Genomic DNA, 22,881 nt, shown 5'->3' on the forward strand with positions numbered 1-22,881 from the left:
AGAACTGACCGCTCGCCCTCGCCTACTCGCTCGCGCGGATTCGCGCGAGTTGGTGGACGATGCCGGCGACCGCCACCAGAAGCACCGCGAGGTTGAACGCCGCGAGCGCGATGGGCTGATACGCCGGGTCCAGCCACGTCCGGATCGCGGTCCCGGCCTGTCCGTAGAAGCTCCATCCGGCGACCAACGCGAGCAGGACGAGCGCGGCGAGTCCGACCCGGTCGAGGATCGCACGGAGCCGGTCCGTGCCGAGGCGGTCGAGTCCCGACTCGGCGTCCGAGTCCTGTCGGTCGGCGTCGGCCCCGCCCGATCTGCGGCTCGCGTCGCCGCGGGCTGTGCTGTCGTCGGCTGCGTCGTCGGCTGTCGTGTCTGTCATGGTTCTCGTAGGGTCCGTCCGATCGCTCGATTCGCGGTTCGGGGAATCGCCCGCATCGGCCCCGGTCGATGGGTCGTCGCCGGCTGGTCGGTCGTCGGCCGTCATCGCCGCCTCCGTGCGACCAGCGCCGCGCTCGCGAGGGCGACGAGCGCGACGACGGGGCCGAATCCGGGCGTCGAGTCGTCCGTGCCCCCGCCGTCGTTTCCGCTCTCCGGCCTCTCGGCGACGCCGTCTCCGCCGGCGTCGCGCTCGAAGTCCTCGACGGCGAACTCGACCTCTTCGACCGTCTCGTCCGCGCTGATCGTCTCTCGTGGGTTCAGGTTGGCGACGCCCTGCGTCTCGTCGATAAGGACGTCGTCGCTCCACAGCGCGCCGTCGACGTAGTAGTTGTAGTCCGCCGGCACCGTCGCGGTGACGGTGACGGTGTCGGTCCGACCGGGGCGCACCGACCCCACCGTCTCCCCGGCGTCGGCGGCAACCACGTTCGACTCGGCCTGTCGCAGCAGCACGCGGAGTTCGAGCGGATCGGACGGCTCGTCGCCGCGGTTGGTCACCGAAAGCGATACGGACAGCGTGGCGGTCTCGGAGTCGGCCTCGCTGACGCTGACGGCGACGGTCGGCCAGACCCGCCCGTCCGTGAATCCGACGGAGGCGTCGGCGTACTCGGGCGTGAGCGCGCTCAGGCCGCTGACCCGCGTCGTCTGGCTCGTGCGGCGCTCGCCGTCGGAGAACACCACCGTCTCGATCCGGTAGCCGCCGGCGCGTTCGACGTCGACGGAGCCGTTTATGGTCTGTTCGCCGCCGCCGTCGACCTCGCCGACGTCGACCGTCGTCTCGTCGACGAGGAGGCCGGACTCTGCACCGATCGCGCGGTGTCGAACCGTGACGTTCTCGACGGGCGGACCCCGGTGTTGGAGGTCGACGCCGAGCCGAAGCTCTGCGGTCTCGCCGCGGACCTCGCCGGGAGAGACGACGGTGTCGACGATGCGAACGTGGCCGGAGCGCTCGTCGTCCGACCGCGGGTCGGCGAGCGCGTCCGGCGCGGCGACGGCCCCGATCGCGGTGAGCAAAAGCAGCGCGGCCGCGGCCGCCAGGAGGGCAGTTCGAGTGTCCATGTCCGACACGTCAAAATCGCGGCATATATGCTTTGTCTGGCGAGGCCGTCTCGCGGAGCGGTGTCGAGAACCCGGGTCCTCTGCCGCTCCTCAGTGTCAGAGGACCCGGTATCGCCCGCCGGACTCCGAGAGATCGCCGCGGCGCGTCAGCTTGGCGAGTATCTCACGGGCGGTCTCCGCGGGTATCCCCCGATCGGCCGCGCGTTCGACGACGGCCGCCTCGGTGGGATCGTCGGCCTCGGAGACGGCGGCACGGACGATCTCGGTGCGGCTCGGCGAGCCCGAACCCCCGCCCTCCGCGCGGGCTCCCGCGTCGGCGACCGCGTCCGCGTCGATTCCCGCGGCGTCGAGGTACTCGTCGTCGTCGATACCGGCGTCCGCGGCCGCGCGTTCCAGTTCGGAGACGTGCGCCACGTCGGCGAACGCCGCGCTCTCGCCGCGCTTTTTCGCGAGCAGCGCGGCGCGGGCCTCGCGGGCGGCCGCGCGGTCCTCGGACTCGAAGAAGCGCTTGAGCTTCGCCGTGCGATGGGTCTTCTGACAGCGCGGACAGGTCGCGCTGTCGCTCGTCTCGGGGTCGGAGAGCAGCCACATGGCCGCACACTCGTTGCAGCCGACGACCGCGTACATGTCCCCGGGTTCGGCGGGATCGGATTTGAACCCTCGGTCGCGGTCGGGGTGCGGCCGAGACGAGGGACGCGAACGCGGCGACCCGCCTCGGCCGCCTCACACCCGGATCTCGATCAGCAGATCCGACTCGGGCGAGTCGCCCATGGTCTCGCGGACTCGGTCCCACGAGAGGTCGACGCGGGCGGTCACGGCCTCGGCCGCGATCGCACCGCAGGCGTTGCCGACGAGGAGCGGCACCTGGTAGTCGCGCGGGTCGTGGGAGAACCCGCCGGCGGCCACTTCGGGATCGCGGAGCGCCGCGCCGAGGAAGCCGGCCGCGAACGCGTCACCGGCACCCGTGGTGTCGACGGGGTCGACGTCGAACCCGGGGTGAGAGACGTCGCCGTGGGGGGTTCGGATCGTCGCCCCGTCGCTCCCGAGCTTGATCGCGACGACGCGGTCGTCCGGTTCCCACGGGTCGATGTCGGTCGACGCCGCGAGCGCGTCGGCCTCGCGGTTATTCACGAAGAGCACGTCGGTCGCGTGGAGCGCGGCGTCGAACTCGCGGTCGCCGGCGCGTCGACCGGGGTCGAAGCTCCGCGTCGCATCCGCCTCGCCTGCGGCCGTCGCCAGCGCGGCGGCGGTCCCCGGCTGTTGGCCGGTGAGGTGGAGGTGATCGGCCGCTCGGAGCGTGTCCGGATCGAATTCGGCCGCCGAAAACGACTCGTTCGCGCCGTCGTTCGCCAGCATTAGCAGTTCGCCTTCGCCGTCGACGATGACGTACTTCACCGAGGTCGGCTCGTCTGCGGCGACGAGCACCTGTCCCGGGTCGACGCCGGCGCTCGCCAGTTCGCGGAGCGCCAGCGCCCCGGACTCGTCGCCGCCGACGCTCCCGTAGACGACCGACTGCCCGCCGAGGCCGACGAGGCCGACCGCGACGTTCGCGGCGCTGCCCCCGCCCGACTGTTCGAGCCGCTGGATTCGAGTTTCGCCGTCGGGCTCTGGTAGCTGGTCCACATGGATCGTCACGTCCCAGTTGATATGACCGGCCGAGACCACCTTCGGGACGCGGTCGGTCGATTCGGGCTCTAGATCGGGATCGTCGACGGATTCCGGTCCGTCAGCGGCGCGGTGGTCGGAGTCGCCGGTGGGGTGCTGGTCGGACCCCTCGGTTGAGCCGGCGTCATCGACCGTCTCGCCGTCCGTGGATCCGGCGTCTCCGACCGTCTCGCCGTCCGTGGATCCGGCGTCTCCGACCGTCTCGCCGTCCGTGGATCCGGCGTCATCGACCGAGCCGTCGCTGTCGGTTTCCCACTCTGCGACCTCCTCGTCCCACTCCGCCACTTCGGCGTCCCAGTCGTTTCCGTCCCCGTCGCTCTCGGTACCGCGTTCGTCCTCGCCGCTCATGGCTCTGCCCACGGCGTTTCGGCTCCCTCGCCGAACAGCTCTCGCATCAGCGTCACGATGCTCTCGGGGGGGAACTGTCCCTGTTCGGTGACGATCGCGTCCATGTACCGCGGCGGCGTCACGTCGAAGGCGGGGTTCTCGACCGCGACCTCGCCGATCTCCTCACGCACGTCGGCGGCTATCACCTCGCTCTCAGACCGCATCTCGATCTCGACGGTGTGACCCGTCAGCGTCTCCGGGTGGAGCTTGATGGTCTGGGCCGCAGTCATGATCGGCACGCCGCGCTCGCGGGCGTTGACGGCGAGTCCAGACGTGCCGATCTTGTTTATTACGCCGCCGTCGGCCGCGATCGAGTCGGCTCCGACGAGGACGTGATCGACCTCGTCGAGGTACCGGCGCGCCGCGGAGTCGACGATGAGGGTGACCGGAACGCCGGCGTCGCGAAGCTGCTCTGCTGTGAGATGGCCCTGCTGGCGCGGACGCGTCTCCTTTACGACCGCCGAGATCGACTTCCCTTGTTCGACGGCCGCCTCGATACACGCTAACGCGTCCGTCGAGTGGCAGTGCGTCATCACCGTGTCACCGTCGGTGAGGCGGTTCGCGCCGACGCGCCCGAGGTCCTCCTGTGCCCGGTCGAGTTGCCGGACGAACGCCTCGCTCGCGTCGACGACGCTCCGGCGGAGCGCCTCGACCGAGTCGCCCTCCATCCGCTGGAGGACGTATCGGAGGGCGTTGGGAAGCGACACCGCGGTCGGACGTGTCTCGCGGAGGGTTCGCGACGCCGCCCGCATCGACGCCCGGAAGGCCGGCGGGTCGCCCGCGTGTGCCGAGGCCGCCTCGCGGGCCTGCGCGGCGAGCGCCTCCGCGGCCGCCGAGGCGATGGTCGCCGCCCCGCGGATCTCCATCGTCGCGATCGAGTCGGCGGTCTCCCGCACCGCGGCCGCCGGTTCCGTGTCGGTCATACCGATCCGGTAGCCCGCCCGGTATTTATAAAATCGGGCGGCAAGCGCGACCCTGACCGGCGGGCGGCTACGCGCCGCCCTCCGGCTGTTGTCCGTACCCCTCGAACCGCTCCTCGGCGGTCGCCAACTGCTCGTCGGTGAGCACGGTCGGGGTTCCGACCGACGACGCCCGGAGGTAGAGTCGACAGAGGTCCTCGACGTGGCGGGTGTTCTCGACTGCGGTCTCCACGTCGGGGCCGGTGACGACGAGCCCGTGGTTCGCGAGGATCGCGGCGTCGGAGTCGGCCTCGGCCATCGCGCCCACGACGTTCGCCGCGAGTTCCTCCGTGCCGAACGGGGCATAGTCGGCAAGCGGGACCTCACGACCCACGGCGACTATCATGTAGTGGATCGGCGGAAGCGTTCGACGGAGCGACGCCATCGTCGTCGCCCACGGCGAGTGGGTGTGGACGACCGCGCCCGGGCGGTCGTGTCTGTAAATTCCCGTGTGCATCGGAACCTCGCTCGACGGAGCCATCCGCCCCGCCAGCCGCTCGCCGGAGAGCGAGACGACCGGCACGTCGGCCGCGTCGAAGGCGTCGTACGGGACGCCGGTGGGCGTGACCGCGATCGCGTCGCCGTCGCGGACGCTCAGGTTCCCGGTCCGCCCGGGCGTCAACTCGGCGAGCGCCGGCGCGTACTCGACGACCGCCTCGCGGGCGGCGCGCAGGCGGTCGGGATCCGCCGCGGGACGATCGCGGGTCAAAGCGCCACCTCGCGAAGCTCGTTGAACGCGTCCAGCCGAACGTCCGGACGCCGCGGCTCGTCGATCGCATCGTCGGGCGGCGCGTCGCCGTCGGCGACGAAAAGCGCCGTGTCGATCCCGAGGGCGTTCCCGCCGCCGATGTCGGCTCCGAGGTTATCGCCGACCACGAGCGCGTCGCTCGGCCGACAGTCGAGCGACGCGAGCGCCGTCGTGAACGGGAGTGCGCTCGGCTTCTCGCGTCCGACCTCCTCTGAGGTGACGAGCCGGTCGACCCGGTCGTCGATCTCGAGCCGCGCGAGCTTCTGTAGCTGGACGCGGGTGGTGAGGTTCGTGACGACCGCCACCGCGACTCCGGCGTCCGCGAGCTTGCCGAGGGTGGACTCGACGCCGTCACAGAGACGCATCGCGTCCGCGTATCCGTCCCAGTAGGCGTCGCCGGCCGCGAGCGCGGTCTCGGCGTCGTGGTCGTCCGCGTACGCTCTGATGGCGCGCTTGAAGTAGATGTGTCGCGAGTGAGAGGCCGCCGTGCCGCCGGTCTCGCGCTTCGCCTCTCGGCGACCCGCCGCGTACAGGTCGTCGAACGTCTGCCGGTCCATCTCGTACCCGCGCTCGCGGAAGGCGGCGAGCGCCGCCCGCTTTCCCGCCTCGTTGCACGGCGCGTACGGGTACAGCGTGTTGTCGAGATCGAAGCAGACCACCTCGTAGCTCATGACTCCCCTCGACGCGGCGGTGACTTAAGCGTGATTCGACGGCCACAGCGGGCTCACCGCACCCGGGGCTCGCGGATTGTTCGTCCCAGAAATGGGCTCGGGCGGGTTCGAACCGCAGTCGCTCCCGTTCGCTCGCTCCGCTCGCTCACCTCCCGCTCCCTGCTCCGAACCCGCTCCATACCTGCGGCTCGCAGAGTTGCTCGCCACAGGAATGGGCTCGGGCGGGTTCGAACCGCCGACCTCAGCCTTGTAAAGGCCGCGTCATGACCAGCTAGACCACGAGCCCCCACCGTTTCAACCGGTCGAGAGCGGAAAACGGTTTCTTTCTCCGCCTCGAACCGCGTCCGTGCGCCGCCGTGCCCTCACGATCGCCGCGACCGCGGCCGCCGTCACCCTCCTCGTCGGCCTCGCCGTCGCCGTCGATCCGACCCTCCTGATCGCGGGGTACGAGACGACGACCGTCGAGGTGGTCGACGGCGAGACGAACGCCTCGCTCGCGACCGTCGAGGCCCGTGTCGCCGACGGCCCGGTGAAACGCTACGTCGGACTCTCCGCGACCGACGCCCTGCCCGCCGACCGAGGAATGCTGTTCGTCCACGGCGACTCGGCCGAACGCGCCTACGTGATGCGGGACATGACGTTCGGACTCGACATCATCTTCGTCTCCGTCGACGGAACGATAACGGCGATCCACGACGCAGAGCGGGAGGAGCGGCCGCTCACGCGCTACCGCGGCGCGGGGCGATACGTCCTCGAAGTGCCGCGCGGCTGGAGCGATCGTCACGGCGTCGAGCCCGGAGACCGGCTCGTTTTCGACGTCTGAGAGAGCGACGCGCGGCCGCGCAGCCGGCGACGAAACCGATTTCCGCCTCGCAGGCGTCCGCCCGAACATGACCGGCCTCCTCCGGCGGATCGCGTGGAACCTGCGACACCGCTGGCGGCGGGTGTTCGCCCTGCTCGTGCTCGGTGGCGGCGTCGCGGCTCCCCTCCTCACCGGCGTCTGGTGGACGCTCCCGCTCGTCTGGTTCTTCGGCCTGTTCGTCGCGCTCCCCGTCTTCCACACGCTCACGAAACCCCTCCCCGACGCGGGCGGCGACTCGCGACGCGGAGACGCCGAGACCCTCGACCCCGCGCTCGACGCGCTCCGCGAGCGATACGCCCGCGGCGAGATAGACGACGCCGAGTTCGGGCGGAAGCTGGATCGGCTCCTCGAAACGGAGGACGCCGAGACCGCAGACGGCGTTCGACGCGCCGGTGACGGACTCACCGACCGCGTCCGCGAGGGTGTCAGACGCGAGATAGAGCGGGCCCGCGAGTGATGTCGAGCGTTCTGACGTTCCCGATTCGCGGGTCGCCCCGGTTCGACGCGCTGCTCGTCGGCGGCGGGCTCCACCTGCTCGCGGTGTGGATTCCGGTGCTCCCGTTCGTCGTCGTCGCGGGCTACCTCTCGCGGGTGCTCGCGGCGACCGCGGCAGCCGAGTCGCACGTCGATCCCGAGCGACCGGGGTGGCGACCGGTCGGGGCGCTGCTCCGCGACGGGCTCCGCGTGGCCGTGACGACGGTCGGCTACCTCGCGGTTCCGGTCGTCCTCCTCGTCGTGACGCTTGGCGGTCCGCTCGAAGGGTTCGACCCGACCGGCACGACGGACGGGCTCCTCTTTACCGTCGGCTCGACGGTCTCGACGCTGCTTGCGGCCGCGATCTGCTATCCGCTCCCGGCGGCGCTCGCCGCGGTCGCCCGCGAGGGAACGCTGCGCGCGGCGGTGGATGCGACGCTCGTCGGCGCGGCCGCACAGGACGCCGGCTACCTCGTCGCGACCCTGCTCGCCGCCGGCGGGCTCGGTGTCGCCGCCGCGGCGTACGGACCGCTGAACAGGGTCGCGCTCGGATTCGTCTGTCTGTTCTACGTCGAGGTCGTCGCCGCCGCCGCGGTCGGCCGGGCGACCGGTCGGGCGTGGCGACGCCGCGGCGTCTGAGCGTTCGGCGGACGCGACGGATCAGCGGGCGCGTGAAAAAGGAGGACGACCGCTCAGACGCGCGCGTCGTCCAGTTCGGCGTCGTCGAGCGAGCGGTTGTGGAGCGCGTCGCCGGAGTCGCCGTCGAACACGTGGATCGCGTTCTCGGGAATCTCGACGACCACGTCCGTTCCGCTCTCGATCTGGCGGAGCCCGTTCACCGTCGCGACGAGGTCCGGTCCGTCGGCGAGCGAGAGGTGGACGACGTTCTCGTCGCCCATCGGTTCGACCACGGTGACGGTCGCGTCGAACGCGTGGTCCGCGACCGCGTCGCCGCCGCTAGCGTCCGCGTCGACCGACACGTCTTCGGGGCGGATGCCGAGCGTCGCGTCGGCGGCAGCGTCGACCGCCCCGCCAACCTCGTCGCCGAGGGGGTAACGGAACGCCCCATCGACGAGGGTGGCCTCTTCGACCGCGCAGTCGACGAAGTTCATCGACGGCTCGCCGATGAACCCGGCGACGAACTGGTTCGCGGGACGGTGGTACGCCTCAAGCGGCGTCGCCACCTGCTGGAGTTCGCCGGCGTCGAGGATGGCGATACGGTCGCCCATCGTCATCGCCTCCGTCTGGTCGTGCGTGACGTAGACGGTGGTGGTGTCCAGGTCGGCCTGTAGCTGCTGTAGCTCCGTGCGCATCTGCGAGCGGAGCTTCGCGTCGAGGTTGCTGAGCGGTTCGTCCATCAGGAACGCCTTCGGCTCGCGCACGATGGCGCGGCCGAGCGCGACGCGCTGGCGCTGTCCGCCGGAGAGCGCGCCCGGCTTCCGGTCGAGGAGTTCGGTGATATCGAGGAGTTCGGCCGTCTCGTCGACGCGACCGTCCATCTCCTCGTCGCTGAGGTCGGTCGACTCCTCCAGTCCGAACCGCATGTTCTGGCGGACGGTCATGTGCGGGTACAGCGCGTAGCTCTGGAACACCATCGCGATGTCCCGCTCCGCCGGCCCCTGCTCGTTCATCCGCTCGCCGTCGAGACGGATCTCGCCGTCCGTGATCGATTCGAGCCCGGCGACCATCCGGAGCGTCGTGGACTTCCCGCAGCCGGACGGGCCGACGAGGACGAGGAACTCCCCGTCCGCGATGTCGACGTCCACATCGTCTACAGCGAGGACGGAACCGTCTCCCTCGCCGAATCGCTTCGTCACCGAGTCGAGTTCGAGTTGTGCCATGATTAGTCACCTGCGACGCCTTTCGCGAACTGTTCACCGAAGAGGACGTACACGACGAGCGTCGGTAGCGCCGCGACGAACGCCCCCGCCATCTGGAGATTGAACTGCTGGACGAACGAGCCCTGAAGCTGGTTCAACGCGACCGTCACCACCTGGTTCGACGGATTGCTGACCAGCACGATGGCGAACAGCAGATCGTTCCAGATCTGCGTGAACTGGTAGATGAGCGTCACCGCGAAGATGGGGATCGACAGCGGCAGGATGATCCGCCGGTAGATCGTCGCCGCCGACGCCCCGTCCAGCCGCGCCGCCTCGAGCATCTCGTCGTCTATCGTCGCGTAGTACGAGCGGAAAAGCACCGTACAGATCGGAATGCCGTAGGCGACGTGCGTGATGCTCAAGTTGATCAGCCCCTCGTTGTCGGCGACGATAGCGAGCGGGATCCGCCCCCCGAGGTCGACGAACGACCAGAACTGCGTCAGCGGCACCAGAACCGCCTGATACGGAATGAACACGCCGGCGACGAACAGGACGAGCACGCCGATCTGTCCGCGCCAGCTGAGGTTCGTCAGGCCGTAGGCCGCAAGCGATCCGAAGAGCGCGGACAGCACGGTGGCGGGCACCGCCATCAGCGCGCTGTTCAACAGGCCGTTCGAGAGCCGATCGAACGCGGTCCCCCACGCGGAGAGGGTGAACTCGCCGAGCGGCGGGAGCGCGAACGGCGTCGTCGTCCGGAACCCGTCCGGCGTCTTGAACGCCGTCATGAAGCCGGATTCGAGCGGCGCGAGATAGAACGCCACCATCGCGAGCAGCACCGCGTACAGCGCGATACGCGTTCGGTCGAGGCCCGCGATCGTCGTCTGGAGTCTGTCGGCGGCGCTCATAGCTCACCCCGCCGGTACTGCACGTAGAGATACGGACCGATCACGCCGAGCGTCATCGCGAAGAGCACCATCGCGACGGCGGAGCCGTACGCCCACTGGATCCGGTCGAAGGCGACGCGGTACATCATCACGGAGAGGATGTCCGCCGACTGTCCGGGGTTGACGCCGAACAGCACGAACAGGAAGTCGAACGCCTTGAGCGCGAACACGACGAGCACGACCGCCGCGGACATCGTGGAGGCCCGCAGCTGCGGGATGATCACGCGCCAGTAGAGTTTGATCGTCGACGCGCCGTCGATGCGGGCGGCCTCGTACTGCGACTCCGGTATCGCGCGAAGTCCCGCGAGGTACACGACCATGCAGTACCCCGAGAACTGCCACATCAGCGCGAAGATGATAGCCGCCAGCTTGAACTGCGGGTCCGCTAGCCACGCCTGCGTGAGTGCGTCGAGACCGATGCCACGCAACGCCTCGTTGATGAGCCCGTTCGAGGGGTTGTACATCCACGACCAGAAGATCGCCGTGACGACGAACGAGAGGCTCATCGGCAACAGGTAGATCGTCCGGAACGTGTTCTCGATGCGAATCTTCTGGTCGACGAGGATCGCCACGAGCAGTCCAAGGATGAGAGAGAGGACTGTAAACGCGACGAGAAGCACGAGCGTGTTCTGGAACGCCGCGGCGAAGGACGGGTCCGAGAGCAACTGCGCGTACATCTCCGTCGACAGCGACGAGTAGTCGGGGCTGCCGAGCCCCTCCCACCCCGTCAGCGAGATGACGAAGTTCCACGCGATGGCCCCGTACACGAAGAAGAACACCAGGAGCGCCGGCGGCCCCCAGAACGGGAGCGATTCGAGGAACCGGCTGCGACGGAGTCGACCGAGCGCGGTCGCGTCGTCTCCGACGGCCGCGGTCGTCGTGTCGCTCGCGCCGTCGGTGACGGTGCCGCCGTCGGTCCGGGCGGACGGCTCCGAGCGGCGTTGTGACTCGTCGTCGGATCGCGACTCGTCGGTGTCGCCCGTCAGCGCTGCAAAAATCGATGAAGCCATCGGCTCAGAACGAGTTGACGATGCCGTCGTAGGCGGCGTCGACGTCCCGGTTGCCGTTGAAGTTGGCGAAGACCTCATCGAGCGAGGACTGGATCGCCGGCGCGACCGCCGTGCCGTGTGCGATCGCCGGCGGCTGCGTGTTCGAGTTCTGGAAGTCCTCGAACTGCCGCGAGAGGAAGTCGCCGAACTCGTCCATCGGGACGTCGGTGCGCGGCGGGATCGATCCTTTGATCGGGTTGAACCGCTCTTGGGCGTCGACCGAGCCGGCGTAGTTGAGGAACTTCTCCGTCGCCTCGGGCGAGGGGTTGCCCGTGGGGAAGACGAACGAGTCGATGACGGACTGGTAGACGCCGGAGGTGCCGGGGAACGGCACCATGTCCCAGTCGCTCTCGAACTCGAAGTCCTCGGCGGAGCGGTACTGACCGGCCGCCCAGTCGCCCTGGTGGAGGAACGCGGCGTCGCCGGAGATCACGTCGTTGTTCCCCTGGTCCCAGCTGATCGAGCCGGCGTCCTCGGGGATGTACTCGAGGTAGTCGGCGAGCAGTTCCAGCGCCGAGCGGACTTCGTCTTCGAGCGAGGAGACGTCGCCGCCGATCAGCGTCTGGTAGGCGTCGACGCCCTGTTCGCCGACGAAGATGCTCTCCCACAGCTGGAGCGACGACCACGGGCTCTGGGTCTGGTGTGCCATCGGGGTGACGTCGGTCTCCGCGTCGAGCGTCTCGAAGACGCCGAGGAGGTCTTCCGGACCGTCGATGTCGGTCGGGTCGACGCCGGCGTCGTCGAGGACGCTAACGTTGTAAAACAGGTTGTTCAGCCGGTGGATGTTGATCGGGACCGCAACGAGGTTGCCCGCGGGCTGCGAGAGGTCGACGACGCCGTCGAGGTACGCGTTCCGCATCTCCTCGTCCCACACGGAGTCGCCGATGTCTTCGAGGAGGTTCTCGTCCGTGTACGGCGTGAGCGCCTGCCCGGGCCAGATCTGGAACGTGCTCGGCGGGTTCCCGTCGATGACGCGGTTCTGGACGACGGTGTCGATCGCGGAGCCGGCACCGCCGGGTGCCGGGTTGTCGACTATCTCGACGTCCGGGTGCTCCTCTCGGAAGCCGTCGAGGAGGGCCTGATACGCGTCCTGCTCGCCGCCGGCGGTCCACCAGTGGATGATCTCGAGTTCGCTGGAGCCGCCACCGCTGCCGTCAGACCCGTCTCCGCCGTCAGCGCCGTCCGATCCACCGTCGGACCCGTCGCCGCCACCCGAACACCCGGCGATCCCCACGGTCGCGAGGGTGCCAGCGCCGGCAACGTAGTGACGGCGGGTGAGTCGGTCGGCCTCGTCGGTTTCGCTGTCTCGTGTCATGTACAATTCCATTTCAAACCCCGCGTACTTAACGATTGATGTTCATTTACTCGGAAGGGTAATAAAAATCACATCTGGGGTGTTGAGGCATGACACGCTGATATAGTCCGTATAAGCGAACAGGAGATCCGCCGGTGTCGGCCACCGACCGAGTCGCGTTACCGGACTACACGTGTCGAGCTATCAAACACCATATGCGATCCGACGCCGTGTCGCCGACCGACCGATTCTTGAGCGCCCGTCACCCATACTCGGGCATGGAGGGACCGCTGTGGATCGACGCGCACGCTCCCGCGCTCGACGAGATCCGACAGGTCGAGGCGCGCGAGCGGCTGGAGCGCGCGGTCGACGAGCCGATGAACCTCGTGGTGCAGGGGCCGCCGGGGGTCGGAAAGACCGCGGCGACGCGGGCGCTGACGCGGGCCGCACACGACCACCCGGAGAGCGACCTGATCGAGATCAACGTCGCGGACTTCTTCGGGCGCACGAAAAAGGAGATCCGGACTGACCCCCGATTCGAGGGGTTCCTGCAGGGCCGCAGTCGGATGGCGAAACGCGACATGATAAACCGCGTGTTGAAGGAGTCGGCGTCGTACGCGCCGATGTCCGGCGAGTACAAGACGATCTTACTGGACAACGCCGAGGCGATCCGCGAGGACTTCCAGCAGGCGCTCCGGCGAGTGATGGAGAAACACCACCGAACCACGCAGTTCGTGATCGCGACCCGACAGCCGTCGAAGCTCATCGCGCCGATCCGCTCGCGGTGTTTCCCGGTGCAGGTCCGGTCGCCGACCACCGACGAGACGATCGACGTGCTCGAAACGATCTGCGAGCGCGAGGCGGTGCCGTACGACGCCGACGGACTGGAGTTCGTCGCCAGCGCGGCCGGCGGCGACCTCCGCGAGGCGATCCTCTCGACGCAGGCGACCGCTGTCGAGGGCGATGAAATCACGATGTCGACCGCCTACGAAACGCTCGGCGAGGTCGGCGACGACGACGCGATCCGCGAGGCGCTCGCCGCCGCGCGGGAGGGGAACTTCGGCGACGCGCGCTCGGCGCTCGACGACCTTCTCGAGGAAGGAGGATACGACGGCGGAGATCTGTTGCGGGAGACGCTCCGCGTCGCGCGCGCCGGGTCGGCGTACGACGGCGCGGACCTCGCTCGGCTACACATGCTCGCCGGGGAGGCCGACCTCGACCTGACGGACGGGCTCGACGACCGGCTCCACCTCACCCACCTGCTGGCGGCGTGGGCGGCCGGTCGCACCGAACTCGAACCGCCGCTTCGCGACCCCGCGGAGGCCTGACGTGACCCGGAACCCACCGCTCGCACGGGTGCTCCCGTTCCCGGTCGTCGACGCCGCGTGGCGGCTGGCGCTCGTGCCCGCGCTCGCGGCCGCCGTGACGCTACCGCTCGTTCCCCCCGCGGGGGTCGCAATGACCGCGCTCGCGCTCGGCGTGCTCTGGTTTCACCGCGACCCGGACCGCGTGCCGCCGGACGCCGAGGGCGTCGTCGTCTCGCCCGCGGACGGCACCGTCTCCGTGATCCGCGAGGAGGGAGACAGGCTCCGCGTCGGGGTGTTCATGAACGTCACCGACGTGCACGTGAACCGCGCGCCGCTCCCCGGAACGGTCCGGGAGGTCAGACACCGCCCCGGCGCGAACCGCCCGGCCTTCGACAAGGAGTCCGACCGCAACGAGCAGGTCGTCATCGACTGCGAGGAGTACGAGCTGCTGGTGATCGCGGGGTGGTTCGCCCGACGGATTCACCCGTCCGTCGAGCCCGGCGACACCGTCGACCGCGGCGAGCGCGTCGGCCACGTCTCCTTCGGCTCGCGCGCCGACGTGGTGTTGCCGGCGGACGTGCGCGAGTCCGACCTCCGCGTCGCCGAGGGCGAGTCCGTCCGCGCGGGCGAGACGATCATCGCCGAGCGGCCCTGACGCAGCCGACGGAGGCGGGACGCTCGGCCCGTCGGGGCTCCCGTCGGCCACCTATTTATTCGACCGCGCCCACGGCCCGTGCATGACCGCATCACGCGCGCCGGCCGACCCCGAAGTACGGGAGTTCGAGGCGACGGTCGACGCCGTCTCGGGACGCGAAGTCGTCCTCGACGAGACGTACTTCTACCCCGAATCCGGCGGCCAGCCGGCCGACCGCGGCACCGTCGACGGCGTCCGCGTCGCAGACGTGCGCGAGCGCGACGGGCGAGTCGTCCACGAACTCGACGCCGCGGGCGATGTCCCCGCGCCGGGAGCGACCGTCACGGGGATCGTCGACGACGCGTTCCGCACGTACTGCACGCGCGCGCACACCGCCTCGCACGTCCTCTACGGCGCGGCCCGGCGGACCTGCGAGGATCTGGGGTACGCCGGCTTCGACATCGCCCCGGAGAAGGTTCGCGTCGACCTGACGACCGCGGAGCCGCTCTCCGACGCCGACCTCGTCGAGCTGGAGCGGCTCGCGAACCGCGCGGTCTGGGACTCGCTACCCGTGTCGTGGGAGACGCATCCGGAGGGCGAGGCCCGCGCCATCGACGGGATCGCGTTCAACGCGAAGACCGAGGCGGGCGCGATGGGCGGGGACCAGGCCGTCCGCGTCGTGACGATCGGCGGGGACGGCGGGGCGACGGGCGGTGACCGAAAACCCGGCGTAGGCGGTGACGTGGGCGTCGACGCCGGCGACGGCCCCATCCCGTGGGACGTCGCCGCCTGCGGTGGCACCCACGTTCGAACCACGGCCGAGATCGGCCCGATATCGGTGCTCGACCGCTCGAATCCCGGCGAGGGCGTGACCCGCGTCGAGTTCGCCGTCGGGCCGACGGCCATCGACCACGACGCGGCGGTCCACCGCGCGGCCCTCGACGCGGCCGCCGCTCTCGACGCGCGGATCGCGGACCTCCCGGAGGAGGTGACGCGGGTTCGCACGGAGGCGGACCGGCTCGAAGCCGACCTCCGGGACGCCCGCGGCGATCTGCTCGCCGCCAGACTGCGCGAGTTCGAGACGACCGAGGTCGACGACACGACGTGGGCGATCGGAACGGTCGGCGACGCGGACCCGAACGACCTCCGCGGCCCCGCGGACGCGATCGTGGGCGGCGGCGTCGCGGACGAGTCGGCCGCCGCGTCTCCGGACGCGCTCGCCGCGGTCGGCGGGGGAGACGCGCCGTTCGTGGTCGTCGCGGTCGCGGACGACGCGAGCGGCGATGGGGCAGAACGCCCGAAGGCGGGCGAGGTCGTCGACGCGGTCACGGACGCGTTCGGCGGCGGTGGGGGCGGCGGCCCGACGTTCGCGCAGGGTGGTGGGCTCGACGCCGACCCGGACACCGTGGTCGCGTGGCTGCGGGAGCGATGACAGGCAAGCTCGACCCGGCGGCGCTGGCGGAGGTGCTCGCGGCGACCGGCGCGGACGACCCGTCGGTCTCGACCGGCCCCGCCTACGGCGAGGACGCGGCGGCGATCGACCTCGCGGGCGCGGCGGAGACGCTCGTCGTCGCCGCGGACCCGCTGTCGCTGGCGGCGGACGCGGTCGGGGAGCTCGCGGTCCACGTCGCCTGCAACGACGTCGCTGCGAGCGGCGCGGACCCGCGGTGGCTCACGCACACGCTCTTTTTGCCCGACGACGACCCCGAGCGCCGTCAGACCGTGACAGAGCAGGTCGACGAGACGGCAGGGGAGTTGGGCGTCGCGATCGTCGGCGGCCACACCGAGGTGTTGCCGGCGCTCGCGCGGCCGCTCTGTTCGATGACCGCGCTCGGCACCACGGACCGGTTCGTCGCCAGCGGGGGCGCAGAGCCCGGCGATCGGCTCCTGCTCACGAAGGGCGTGGGGATCGAGGCGACGGCGATCCTCGCGACCGACTTCCGCGAGGCGTGTCTGGACGCCGGCGTCTCGGACGCCACGCTCGATTCCGCCGCCGAGTTCCTGGAGGAGGTGAGCGTCGTCCCCGACGCGGCCGCGGTCCGAGACCTCGCCACCGCGATGCACGACCCGACGGAAGGCGGCTTGTTGACCGCGCTCGTCGAAGTCGCTCGCGCGAGCGAGACGACGATCGCGGTCGAGCGCGACCGCGTCCCGATTCGACCCGAAACGCGGGGGTGCTGTGGCGCGCTCGGCGTCGACCCGCTGGCGACGTTCGGCTCCGGAGCGCTGCTCGCCGCGATTCCGCCGGACCGCGTCGACGAGGCCCGGGAGTCGCTGTCGGCGGCCGGGATCGACGCGGGGGTAATAGGCGAGGTGCGGACGAACGAGCCGGCTGACCGCGGCGATCCGGGAGCGGCTGGCACCGTCCGACTCGACGGCGACCGGATCGCTGAGCCGCCGCGAGACGAGCTGTACCCGCTGTGGGAATAGTTTCCGAGCACGACGACGAACGCGACGCGGCGCTCGCGCGGCCCCGATCAGCGTTTTTGTGTGGGAGAAAATGGCACACCATGACCGGCGCGAGCGGTGCCGTGATGTCGATGACGAACGAGGCGGCCCGGATCCACGGCGACCGCGGGTACACGGCCGAGTTCGACGAGGGAACGACGGAGATCCAGAAGACGATTATCGCTAGGGACCTATTAGCCGAGCAATGACGGACCACGCCGCGGGCGACACCGGCGCGAACGACTCGGCGAGCACAGCCGATCCCGTCGTACCCTCTTTTCCGGCCTACGACGCGGTCGTTTACGACCTCGACGGCACGCTGGTCGATCTCGCCGTGGACTGGGGGGCGGTCGCCGAGGCGGTGCTCACCGTGTACGCGGAGCACGCGATCAAACCGCCGACCGCGGAACTGTGGGGGCTGCTCGGCGCGGCCGACGAGTACGGGATCCGCGATCCCGTCGAGACGACAATCGCGGAGTACGAGCGGGCCGGCGCGCGCGACTCGACGCTGCTCCCGCTCGGACGTCGGCTCGCCGAGGCGGGGCACAGCGCGGGGGTCGGGGTCTGCTCGCTCAACTCCGAGGCGGCCTGCCGGGTCGCGATCGAGACACACGGGCTCGGCGGGGCGCTCGAATCGGACGCGGTCGTCGGGCGCGATACGGCCGAGACGTACAAGCCCGAACCGGAGTCGCTTCTCGCGGCCGTCGAGCGCCTCGGGACCACGCCGGACCGGGCGCTCTTCGTCGGCGATTCCGAGCGCGACGCCGTGACCGCGGAGCGCGCGGGCACGGACTACGCGTGGGTGAGCGACCTCCTCGACTGACGCACCGACTGCGACTCAGTCGCCGGCGTCGTCGCGGTCGGCGTCCGCCGTCTCGCTTCCCGTCTCGGTCGCTCGGTCCGCGCCGCCGTCGCCGGCCTCGGTTCGTTTCGCGTAGAGCGCGACGACGACGGCGGTGAGAAACCAGATCGGCGCGCCGACGCGGACCGCGAACGCGGCGCGGGCCCCCCACGTTTCGAGTGGGACGAATCCGGAGAGGACGGCGACGACCGGCGCGCCGACGAGGATGGTGACGACGAACGTGGTCTGCATCACCCAGCCGTAGTCGACGCCTTCGTAGTCGGCCCGCTCGACGGGTTGCACGACCCGCATTCCGCGCCGAACGGACAAATCGGTGGCGGTCCGCGCCGCGGACGCCGCGGTGAGACGGGTCGCGGCGGCCGCCGCGGACGCCTAAGCGCGCGTGGCAAAAAGCCGGGTATCTGCGCCGAATGCGGCGATTTTAACCGGTCGCACCGGCGTGTTCGAGACATGACCACGACGCGGGGACTCCGGGATCGCGAGGAGCCGATCACGATGTTGACCGCCTACGACGCGCCGACCGCGGCGATCGTCGACGAGGCGGGTGTCGACGCCGTCCTCGTGGGCGACAGCATGGGCAACGCCGCCTTAGGCTACGACTCGACGCTCCCCGTCACGTTCGCCGAGGTCGCGAGCCGCACCGCCGCGGTCGCCCGCGCGACCGAGGACGCCCTCGTCGTCGCCGACATGCCCTTTCTCTCCTTCGGAGTCGACGAGGCGGAGTCGGTGCGCAACGCCGGCCGGCTGCTGAAGGAGGCGAACGCCGACGCGGTGAAAATCGAGAGCGGCTCGCACACCGTCGAGATGACGCGCCGCATGACGGACGTGGGGATCCCCGTGATGGCGCACCTCGGCTTGACGCCCCAGCACGTCAACCGCCTCGGCGGCTACACCCGGCAGGGGACCGACAGGGACGCCGCAGAAGAGATAATCGACCTCGCCGGCGCACACGCCGAGGCGGGGGCGTTCGCCCTGGTGTTGGAACACGTTCCCGCGAACCTCGCGGGAGCCGTCACCGAAGCGCTCGCGATTCCGACGATCGGGATCGGCGCAGGCCCCGACTGCGACGGACAAGTGCTCGTGATCAACGACGCGGTCGGACTGGACGAGTGGGCACCGCCCTTCTCCCGGCAGTTCGGCGACGTGCGCGGCGAGATGCTCGACGCCGTCGAGGCGTACAAAGAGGCCGTGACGAGCGGGGCGTTCCCGGCCGCTGAGCACTCGCACGTCGAAGACGATCTCGACGACTTGTACTGACACGGCGCGCCGCGGTCGGCGTGGGGTATATACGCGTCAGCGGCCTACTTTCGCGCGTGACAACCCGGACCATCCGCGCCCGCGACCGGCCGGTGTTCGGCGTCGACGTGCAAAGCGGCGACGTTCGCGGCGACGACCCCTCCTACGCCCTCGTGATACTGGATCCGGTCGACGACGAGGACCCGGACGCGGCGGACGTCGACTTCGACGGTCCCGTGGCGCGGGTGACTCGCGACGTCGTCTCGTTCCGAAAGCTCTGTCGGCTGATCGACGACCGCGAGCCGCTGTACGTCGCCACCGACAACGCCTACGAGCTGGCGGCCGACAAAGGCGAGCTGGTGGAGTTCCTGCGATCGCTTCCGGACGGCACCCGACTCGTGCAGGTGACGGGCGCCGAGCGCCCGGAGCCGCTCTCTCGGGTCGCCTCCAGACACGGGATCCCATACGGGAAAGATCCGATGGAGGAGGCGGAGGCGGCCGCACGGCTCGCCGCGGCCAACGTCGGCCACGAGGTGACCGCGTTCACGGACGAAACCCAAGTGAAGGTGTCGCGTGGCCGTTCGACCGGAAAGGGCGGGTGGAGTCAAGACCGGTACACGCGCCGGATCCACGGTAACGTCCGGAAGCGGACGCGACAGGTGCAATCGAAGCTGAAGGAGACAAACCTCGAGTTCGACCGCGAGGTGACGGAGAAGTACGGCGGCTACGCGAACGCCGTCTTTACCGTCGAGGCTCGACCGGAGGAGATCCCGGTCTCGAACTCGCGGGCGGGCGACGTGCGCGTCGAGGTCGAGCGCGAGCGCCGCGACGGGATCGAGTACGAGCCGCTGGTGCAGCGTCGCGACCGCGTCATCGTCGGTATCGACCCCGGCACCACCACCGCGGCCGCCGTGGTCGGCCTCGACGGCACCGTCCACGCGCTCTACTCCTCGCGGACGGCCGACACCGCGGACGTGACCGAGTGGATAATCGAGCAGGGGCGGCCGATCATCGTCGCCGCAGACGTGGTGCCGATGCCGGAGACGGTCGAGAAGTTCCGCCGCTCGTTCGACGCCGCGGGCTGGCGACCCACCACTGACCTCCCGGTCGACGAGAAGCTCCACCGCACCCGCAAGGCGAGCTACGCGAACGACCACGAGCGCGACGCGCTGGCGGCGGCGCTGTACGCGTACGACGACCACGCGGACCAGTTCGACCGGATCGCGGCGAAGACCCCGCCGCGACTCGACCGCGAGGCGGTCATCGCGGGCGTCGTCGCCGGGGACTCATCAGTCGAGGCCGTCATCGCCGACCTGAGCGAGGACGACGGGAGCGGCGGCGGAGAGGGCGACGCCGACGCGGACGAGTCAGATCCCACCGAACCAGAGCGCACCGAAGAAGAGGAGACGATCCGGCGGCTGCGCGAGCGCGTCGACCGGCTGGAGTCACACGCCGAGTCGCTCGAAGACGACCTCGCCGAGCGGGACGAGCGCGTCGAGGAACTGGAGGCCGAACTGGAGGAGGCCAAACGCGAAGAGCGGATCGAGGCGCGTACCCGGCGAGCCGTCTCCCGGCTCGAACGCGAGACCGACCGACTGGAGCGCGAGCGCGACGAGGCCCGCGAGCGCGTCGAGGAACTGGAGCGGAAGGTGGAGACGTTAAAAGAGCTGTGGCGGCTCGACCACTCCAACTTCGGCGACGTCGCCGAGGGTCGCGGGCTCGCGAGCGTGAAGGTCGTAGAGCAGTTCACTCTCGACGCGTTGGAGGCGGCCGACGAGGCGTACGGGCTCGTCTCCGGCGACGTCGTGTACCTCCGTGACGCCTCCGGAGCCGGTCGGCGGACCGCAGAGCGGCTGGCGGAGACGGAGCCGCGGGCCGTGATCCGCGACGGGAACCTCTCTGAGGTGGCCGATCAGGTCCTGTTTGATCACGACGTACCGGTCGTACCGGCCGACTCGGTCCCCGTCCGCGAGGTCGACGAACTGGCGGTCGCGGAGGAGGCCGCGCTCGACGCGGCGCTCGACGACTGGGAGAAGCGCGCGGAGCGGCGACGGACGGCGGAAAAACAGGAGCACCTCGATCAGATCATCTCCGAGCACCGAGCGGGGCGGACGCTGCCAGAGACGGAAGAGTAGCGGAGCCGGCGACGAGTAGCGAGGCGGTTCGGCGCGGGCGGGGCCGCCGCCGTCGCGTCGCAGTGCGCTTCCAGAAGTCATATGTCCGGTAACGCACAGTCGAGGGTATGGACGCACACGAGCTGATCACCCGGAACGCGGCCGAGGTGGTCACCGAGGAGGAGATCGAGGCGCTGGCCGACGACCCCGACGGGAAGCGGGCGTACGTCGGCTACGAGCCCTCGGGCGTGCTCCACATCGGGCACATGCTCACCGCGAACAAGCTCATCGACCTCCAAGCGGCCGGATTCGAGGTGACGGTCCTTTTGGCCGACGTGCACGCGTACCTCAACGACAAGGGCTCGTTCGAGGAGATCCGCCACACCGCAGAGCGGATGCGCGACCAGTTCATCGCCTACGGGCTCGACGAGTCGAACACCCAGTTCGTCCTCGGATCCGACTTCCAGCTCGACGACGACTATACCCTCGATCTGCACGCGTTAGAGCTGGAGACGACGCTCGCGCGGGCCGAGCGCGCGATGGCCGAGATCACCTCGGGCGACTCTGTGAAGGTGTCGCAGGCGGTGTACCCGCTGATGCAGGCGCTCGACATCCCGTACCTCGGCGTCGACCTCGCGATCGGCGGGATGGAACAGCGCAAGGTCCATATGCTCGCGCGCGACGTGCTCCCGAGCATCGACCGCGAGCCGCCGACGAGCCTCCACACGCCGCTCATCGCCGACCTCGCGACCGGACGCGGGAAGATGTCCTCCAGTACGGGCGTCACCATCTCGATGGAGGACTCCCGTTCGGACATCGAGTCGAAGGTGAACGACGCGTACTGCCCGCCGACGGCTGACCCCGAGCCGACCGACGAGGGCGAAGAACGGGAGAATCCCGTCCTGCAGGTGTTCGAGTACCATGTGTTCCCGCGATTCGACACCGTTCGCGTCGAGCGCCCCGAGGAGTACGGCGGAGACCTGACCTACGACGCGTACGACGCGCTCGAAGCGGATCTGGAGTCCGGGGAACTCCACCCTGCGGACGCGAAGGGCGCGCTCGCCGAGTACCTCGACCGACTCATCGCGCCGGGACGCGAACAGCTAGCAGAGTAGACGGCCTCAGTCGTGTGTTTTCGTCGCGGTGTGACCGCCGATCTGACAGGACCCGTCCAGACAGCTCCGGCCGGCGGCCGTCTCGAATATCGGTAATCCGCAGTCGCACTCGTCGACGACGACGCCGGAGGGGATAGAGAGCGTCGTCTCGCAGGCGGGGCTCTCGCAGGCGAGGTACACCCGACCCGGCGCGAACTCGACGGTCAGCGACCCCTCGCAGTCGGGGCAGTCCCAGACGCGGTCGAACCGCTCGCTGACGGCCGCTTCCATCGGGTCGCACGCCGGGTCGAGACAGAGGTGAAACGGCTCTCCCCGCTCGACGCGTATCTTCGGGAGCCCGCAGTCGTCACACGTCGCGTCCGTGACGCTCGCGCCCGCCGGGAGCCCCCAGCGGTTCTCGCAGTCGAGACATATCACGTCGCCGCGCGAGCGCACGAGCGGCCCGCCGTCTGCCGGACAGGTGCCGACGGGCACGCCAGCCACCGTGACGGGGAGCGCGCGGCTCGCCGTCGCCTCCGTCGAGACGATTCGGAGGCGGCGGCCGCCGTCGCGGACGGTAACGGAGAAGCCCGCGCCGTCGCCCTCGACAACGACGCTCTCGGGGCGGGTGAGCCACGCGACCGGCTGGTAGCCGTCGGCGTCGTGGACGAGCGTGGTGTCGTCCGGTTTGATCAGGACGACGACGCGCCCGCGATAGCTGCGCGAGCGGTCGCCCTGTTCGGTCACCTGACAGTCGCCTGCGAGCACGCGGAGTCGTTCCGGCATACCCCGGCTGGCCGCGGTATCGGTGTTAAGCGGTCG

General features: G+C 70.0%; 24 protein-coding genes, 1 tRNA gene and 1 pseudogene. 12 read left to right on the forward strand and 14 right to left on the reverse strand.

From position 1 onward, the window contains the following. Positions 1-22: 22 nt before the first annotated feature. From EP28_RS08360 to EP28_RS08395, 8 genes are all read right to left on the reverse strand, one after another. On the reverse strand, positions 23-481 hold the full coding sequence (locus tag EP28_RS08360) for a DUF8060 family membrane protein (protein ID WP_049983540.1): 459 nt from the start codon (positions 479-481) through the stop codon (positions 23-25). Further along, positions 478-1,491 carry a DUF7490 domain-containing protein gene (locus tag EP28_RS08365; protein ID WP_049983541.1) on the reverse strand — a complete coding sequence of 338 codons (1,014 nt, stop codon included), beginning with the start codon at positions 1,489-1,491 and terminating at the stop codon, positions 478-480. The genes EP28_RS08360 and EP28_RS08365 overlap by 4 nt, the downstream gene beginning before the upstream one ends. Positions 1,492-1,587: 96 nt before the next feature. Beyond that, complete coding sequence (locus EP28_RS08370; RefSeq protein ID WP_049983542.1) at positions 1,588-2,118, reverse strand: DUF5817 domain-containing protein; 531 nt, start codon at positions 2,116-2,118, stop codon at positions 1,588-1,590. Positions 2,119-2,214: 96 nt separating this feature from the next. Further along, positions 2,215-3,504 carry an ATP-dependent ribose-1-phosphate kinase gene (locus EP28_RS08375; RefSeq protein ID WP_049983543.1) on the reverse strand — a complete coding sequence of 430 codons (1,290 nt, stop codon included), beginning with the start codon at positions 3,502-3,504 and terminating at the stop codon, positions 2,215-2,217. Then, positions 3,501-4,466 (reverse strand): ribose 1,5-bisphosphate isomerase, encoded by a 966-nt coding sequence (locus EP28_RS08380; RefSeq protein ID WP_049983544.1) that lies wholly within the window; start codon positions 4,464-4,466, stop codon positions 3,501-3,503. The genes EP28_RS08375 and EP28_RS08380 overlap by 4 nt, the downstream gene beginning before the upstream one ends. A 67-nt stretch (positions 4,467-4,533) precedes the next feature. Next, the gene (locus tag EP28_RS08385; RefSeq protein WP_049983545.1) at positions 4,534-5,211 is read right to left on the reverse strand and encodes a class II aldolase/adducin family protein; all 678 of its coding nucleotides are present in this window, start codon (positions 5,209-5,211) and stop codon (positions 4,534-4,536) included. Next, the gene (locus EP28_RS08390; RefSeq protein WP_049983546.1) at positions 5,208-5,921 is read right to left on the reverse strand and encodes an HAD family hydrolase; all 714 of its coding nucleotides are present in this window, start codon (positions 5,919-5,921) and stop codon (positions 5,208-5,210) included. The genes EP28_RS08385 and EP28_RS08390 overlap by 4 nt, the downstream gene beginning before the upstream one ends. 212 nt (positions 5,922-6,133) lie before the next feature. Beyond that, positions 6,134-6,207 (reverse strand) — tRNA-Val (locus EP28_RS08395). Positions 6,208-6,267: 60 nt separating this feature from the next. On the opposite strand from EP28_RS08395, the gene EP28_RS08400 reads away from it, so the two are divergent. The 3 genes from EP28_RS08400 (at position 6,268) to EP28_RS08410 (ending at position 7,896) form a co-directional block, all read left to right on the forward strand. Further along, positions 6,268-6,744: a DUF192 domain-containing protein gene (locus EP28_RS08400; RefSeq protein ID WP_049983547.1), complete on the forward strand. Its 477-nt coding sequence runs from the start codon at positions 6,268-6,270 to the stop codon at positions 6,742-6,744. A gap of 67 nt (positions 6,745-6,811) precedes the next feature. Continuing rightward, entirely contained in the window at positions 6,812-7,240 is a 429-nt protein-coding gene (locus EP28_RS08405; RefSeq protein WP_049983548.1) for an SHOCT domain-containing protein, read from the forward strand. Continuing rightward, a complete protein-coding gene (locus EP28_RS08410) occupies positions 7,240-7,896 on the forward strand; it encodes a DUF4013 domain-containing protein (RefSeq protein WP_049983549.1) in 657 nt (218 codons plus the stop codon). Before EP28_RS08405 ends, EP28_RS08410 begins: the two co-directional genes overlap by 1 nt. 53 nt (positions 7,897-7,949) lie before the next feature. Here the strand turns inward: EP28_RS08410 and EP28_RS08415 are convergent, their stop codons facing one another. Genes EP28_RS08415 through EP28_RS08430 form a run of 4 tightly spaced genes read right to left on the reverse strand, consistent with a single transcriptional unit; the run spans position 7,950 to position 12,385 of the window. Next, a complete protein-coding gene (locus tag EP28_RS08415; RefSeq protein WP_049983550.1) occupies positions 7,950-9,098 on the reverse strand; it encodes an ABC transporter ATP-binding protein in 1,149 nt (382 codons plus the stop codon). Positions 9,099-9,100: 2 nt separating this feature from the next. Beyond that, entirely contained in the window at positions 9,101-9,982 is an 882-nt protein-coding gene (locus tag EP28_RS08420; RefSeq protein WP_049983551.1) for a carbohydrate ABC transporter permease, read from the reverse strand. Then, positions 9,979-11,031, reverse strand: a complete 1,053-nt coding sequence (locus EP28_RS08425) for a carbohydrate ABC transporter permease (protein ID WP_049983552.1) — start codon at positions 11,029-11,031, stop codon at positions 9,979-9,981. Before EP28_RS08425 ends, EP28_RS08420 begins: the two co-directional genes overlap by 4 nt. 4 nt (positions 11,032-11,035) lie before the next feature. Then, the gene (locus EP28_RS08430; RefSeq protein ID WP_049983553.1) at positions 11,036-12,385 is read right to left on the reverse strand and encodes an ABC transporter substrate-binding protein; all 1,350 of its coding nucleotides are present in this window, start codon (positions 12,383-12,385) and stop codon (positions 11,036-11,038) included. Positions 12,386-12,642: 257 nt separating this feature from the next. On the opposite strand from EP28_RS08430, the gene EP28_RS08435 reads away from it, so the two are divergent. The 6 genes and pseudogenes from EP28_RS08435 (at position 12,643) to EP28_RS08455 (ending at position 17,576) form a co-directional block, all read left to right on the forward strand. Continuing rightward, positions 12,643-13,692: an AAA family ATPase gene (locus EP28_RS08435; protein WP_049983644.1), complete on the forward strand. Its 1,050-nt coding sequence runs from the start codon at positions 12,643-12,645 to the stop codon at positions 13,690-13,692. 1 nt (position 13,693) lies between these two features. Beyond that, positions 13,694-14,326 (forward strand): protein sorting system archaetidylserine decarboxylase, encoded by a 633-nt coding sequence (locus tag EP28_RS08440; RefSeq protein ID WP_049983554.1) that lies wholly within the window; start codon positions 13,694-13,696, stop codon positions 14,324-14,326. 82 nt (positions 14,327-14,408) lie between these two features. Then, positions 14,409-15,737, forward strand: coding sequence for a serine-tRNA(Ala) deacylase AlaX (locus tag EP28_RS08445; RefSeq protein WP_049983555.1), 1,329 nt, complete (start codon positions 14,409-14,411; stop codon positions 15,735-15,737). Then, on the forward strand, positions 15,734-16,735 hold the full coding sequence (locus EP28_RS08450; protein ID WP_049983556.1) for an AIR synthase family protein: 1,002 nt from the start codon (positions 15,734-15,736) through the stop codon (positions 16,733-16,735). The genes EP28_RS08445 and EP28_RS08450 overlap by 4 nt, the downstream gene beginning before the upstream one ends. Before the next feature lie 89 nt (positions 16,736-16,824). Further along, positions 16,825-16,962: pseudogene (locus EP28_RS14115) on the forward strand (acyl-CoA dehydrogenase); the annotation flags it as partial. Further along, complete coding sequence (locus EP28_RS08455; RefSeq protein ID WP_049983557.1) at positions 16,959-17,576, forward strand: HAD family hydrolase; 618 nt, start codon at positions 16,959-16,961, stop codon at positions 17,574-17,576. The pseudogene EP28_RS14115 and the gene EP28_RS08455, both read left to right, overlap by 4 nt. 15 nt (positions 17,577-17,591) lie before the next feature. Here the strand turns inward: EP28_RS08455 and EP28_RS08460 are convergent, their stop codons facing one another. Next, positions 17,592-17,897: a DUF5822 domain-containing protein gene (locus EP28_RS08460; protein ID WP_049983645.1), complete on the reverse strand. Its 306-nt coding sequence runs from the start codon at positions 17,895-17,897 to the stop codon at positions 17,592-17,594. A gap of 168 nt (positions 17,898-18,065) precedes the next feature. Here EP28_RS08460 and panB point away from each other — a divergent pair, with 168 nt between their 5' ends. The 3 genes from panB to EP28_RS08475 all read left to right on the forward strand — a co-directional run bounded on the left by panB (position 18,066) and on the right by EP28_RS08475 (position 22,080). Further along, the gene (gene panB / locus EP28_RS08465; protein ID WP_049983558.1) at positions 18,066-18,872 is read left to right on the forward strand and encodes a 3-methyl-2-oxobutanoate hydroxymethyltransferase; all 807 of its coding nucleotides are present in this window, start codon (positions 18,066-18,068) and stop codon (positions 18,870-18,872) included. A 56-nt stretch (positions 18,873-18,928) separates the two neighbouring features. After that, a complete protein-coding gene (locus EP28_RS08470) occupies positions 18,929-20,986 on the forward strand; it encodes a DUF460 domain-containing protein (RefSeq protein WP_049983559.1) in 2,058 nt (685 codons plus the stop codon). A 107-nt stretch (positions 20,987-21,093) separates the two neighbouring features. Next, on the forward strand, positions 21,094-22,080 hold the full coding sequence (locus EP28_RS08475; RefSeq protein WP_049983560.1) for a tyrosine--tRNA ligase: 987 nt from the start codon (positions 21,094-21,096) through the stop codon (positions 22,078-22,080). A gap of 6 nt (positions 22,081-22,086) precedes the next feature. On the opposite strand, the gene EP28_RS08480 is transcribed toward EP28_RS08475, so the two are convergent. After that, entirely contained in the window at positions 22,087-22,845 is a 759-nt protein-coding gene (locus EP28_RS08480; protein WP_049983561.1) for a PDDEXK family nuclease, read from the reverse strand. Between the last annotated feature and the right edge of the window lie 36 nt (positions 22,846-22,881).

Source organism: Halorubrum sp. BV1 (assembly GCF_000746205.1).
Taxonomy (GTDB): domain Archaea; phylum Halobacteriota; class Halobacteria; order Halobacteriales; family Haloferacaceae; genus Halorubrum.

Bases quoted from the DNA above. Each gene is read 5' to 3' on its own strand.
- EP28_RS08360 (WP_049983540.1), bottom strand. From the start codon at position 481: ATGACGGCCGACGACCGACCAGCCGGCGACGACCCATCGACCGGGGCC.
- EP28_RS08365 (WP_049983541.1), bottom strand. From the start codon at position 1,491: ATGGACACTCGAACTGCCCTCCTGGCGGCCGCGGCCGCGCTGCTTTTG.
- EP28_RS08370 (WP_049983542.1), bottom strand. From the start codon at position 2,118: ATGTACGCGGTCGTCGGCTGCAACGAGTGTGCGGCCATGTGGCTGCTC.
- EP28_RS08375 (WP_049983543.1), bottom strand. From the start codon at position 3,504: ATGAGCGGCGAGGACGAACGCGGTACCGAGAGCGACGGGGACGGAAAC.
- EP28_RS08380 (WP_049983544.1), bottom strand. From the start codon at position 4,466: ATGACCGACACGGAACCGGCGGCCGCGGTGCGGGAGACCGCCGACTCG.
- EP28_RS08390 (WP_049983546.1), bottom strand. From the start codon at position 5,921: ATGAGCTACGAGGTGGTCTGCTTCGATCTCGACAACACGCTGTACCCG.
- EP28_RS08405 (WP_049983548.1), top strand. From the start codon at position 6,812: ATGACCGGCCTCCTCCGGCGGATCGCGTGGAACCTGCGACACCGCTGG.
- EP28_RS08410 (WP_049983549.1), top strand. From the start codon at position 7,240: ATGTCGAGCGTTCTGACGTTCCCGATTCGCGGGTCGCCCCGGTTCGAC.
- EP28_RS08415 (WP_049983550.1), bottom strand. From the start codon at position 9,098: ATGGCACAACTCGAACTCGACTCGGTGACGAAGCGATTCGGCGAGGGA.
- EP28_RS08420 (WP_049983551.1), bottom strand. From the start codon at position 9,982: ATGAGCGCCGCCGACAGACTCCAGACGACGATCGCGGGCCTCGACCGA.
- EP28_RS08425 (WP_049983552.1), bottom strand. From the start codon at position 11,031: ATGGCTTCATCGATTTTTGCAGCGCTGACGGGCGACACCGACGAGTCG.
- EP28_RS08430 (WP_049983553.1), bottom strand. From the start codon at position 12,385: ATGACACGAGACAGCGAAACCGACGAGGCCGACCGACTCACCCGCCGT.
- EP28_RS08435 (WP_049983644.1), top strand. From the start codon at position 12,643: ATGGAGGGACCGCTGTGGATCGACGCGCACGCTCCCGCGCTCGACGAG.
- EP28_RS08445 (WP_049983555.1), top strand. From the start codon at position 14,409: ATGACCGCATCACGCGCGCCGGCCGACCCCGAAGTACGGGAGTTCGAG.
- EP28_RS08450 (WP_049983556.1), top strand. From the start codon at position 15,734: ATGACAGGCAAGCTCGACCCGGCGGCGCTGGCGGAGGTGCTCGCGGCG.
- EP28_RS08455 (WP_049983557.1), top strand. From the start codon at position 16,959: ATGACGGACCACGCCGCGGGCGACACCGGCGCGAACGACTCGGCGAGC.
- panB (WP_049983558.1), top strand. From the start codon at position 18,066: ATGACCACGACGCGGGGACTCCGGGATCGCGAGGAGCCGATCACGATG.
- EP28_RS08475 (WP_049983560.1), top strand. From the start codon at position 21,094: ATGGACGCACACGAGCTGATCACCCGGAACGCGGCCGAGGTGGTCACC.
- EP28_RS08480 (WP_049983561.1), bottom strand. From the start codon at position 22,845: ATGCCGGAACGACTCCGCGTGCTCGCAGGCGACTGTCAGGTGACCGAA.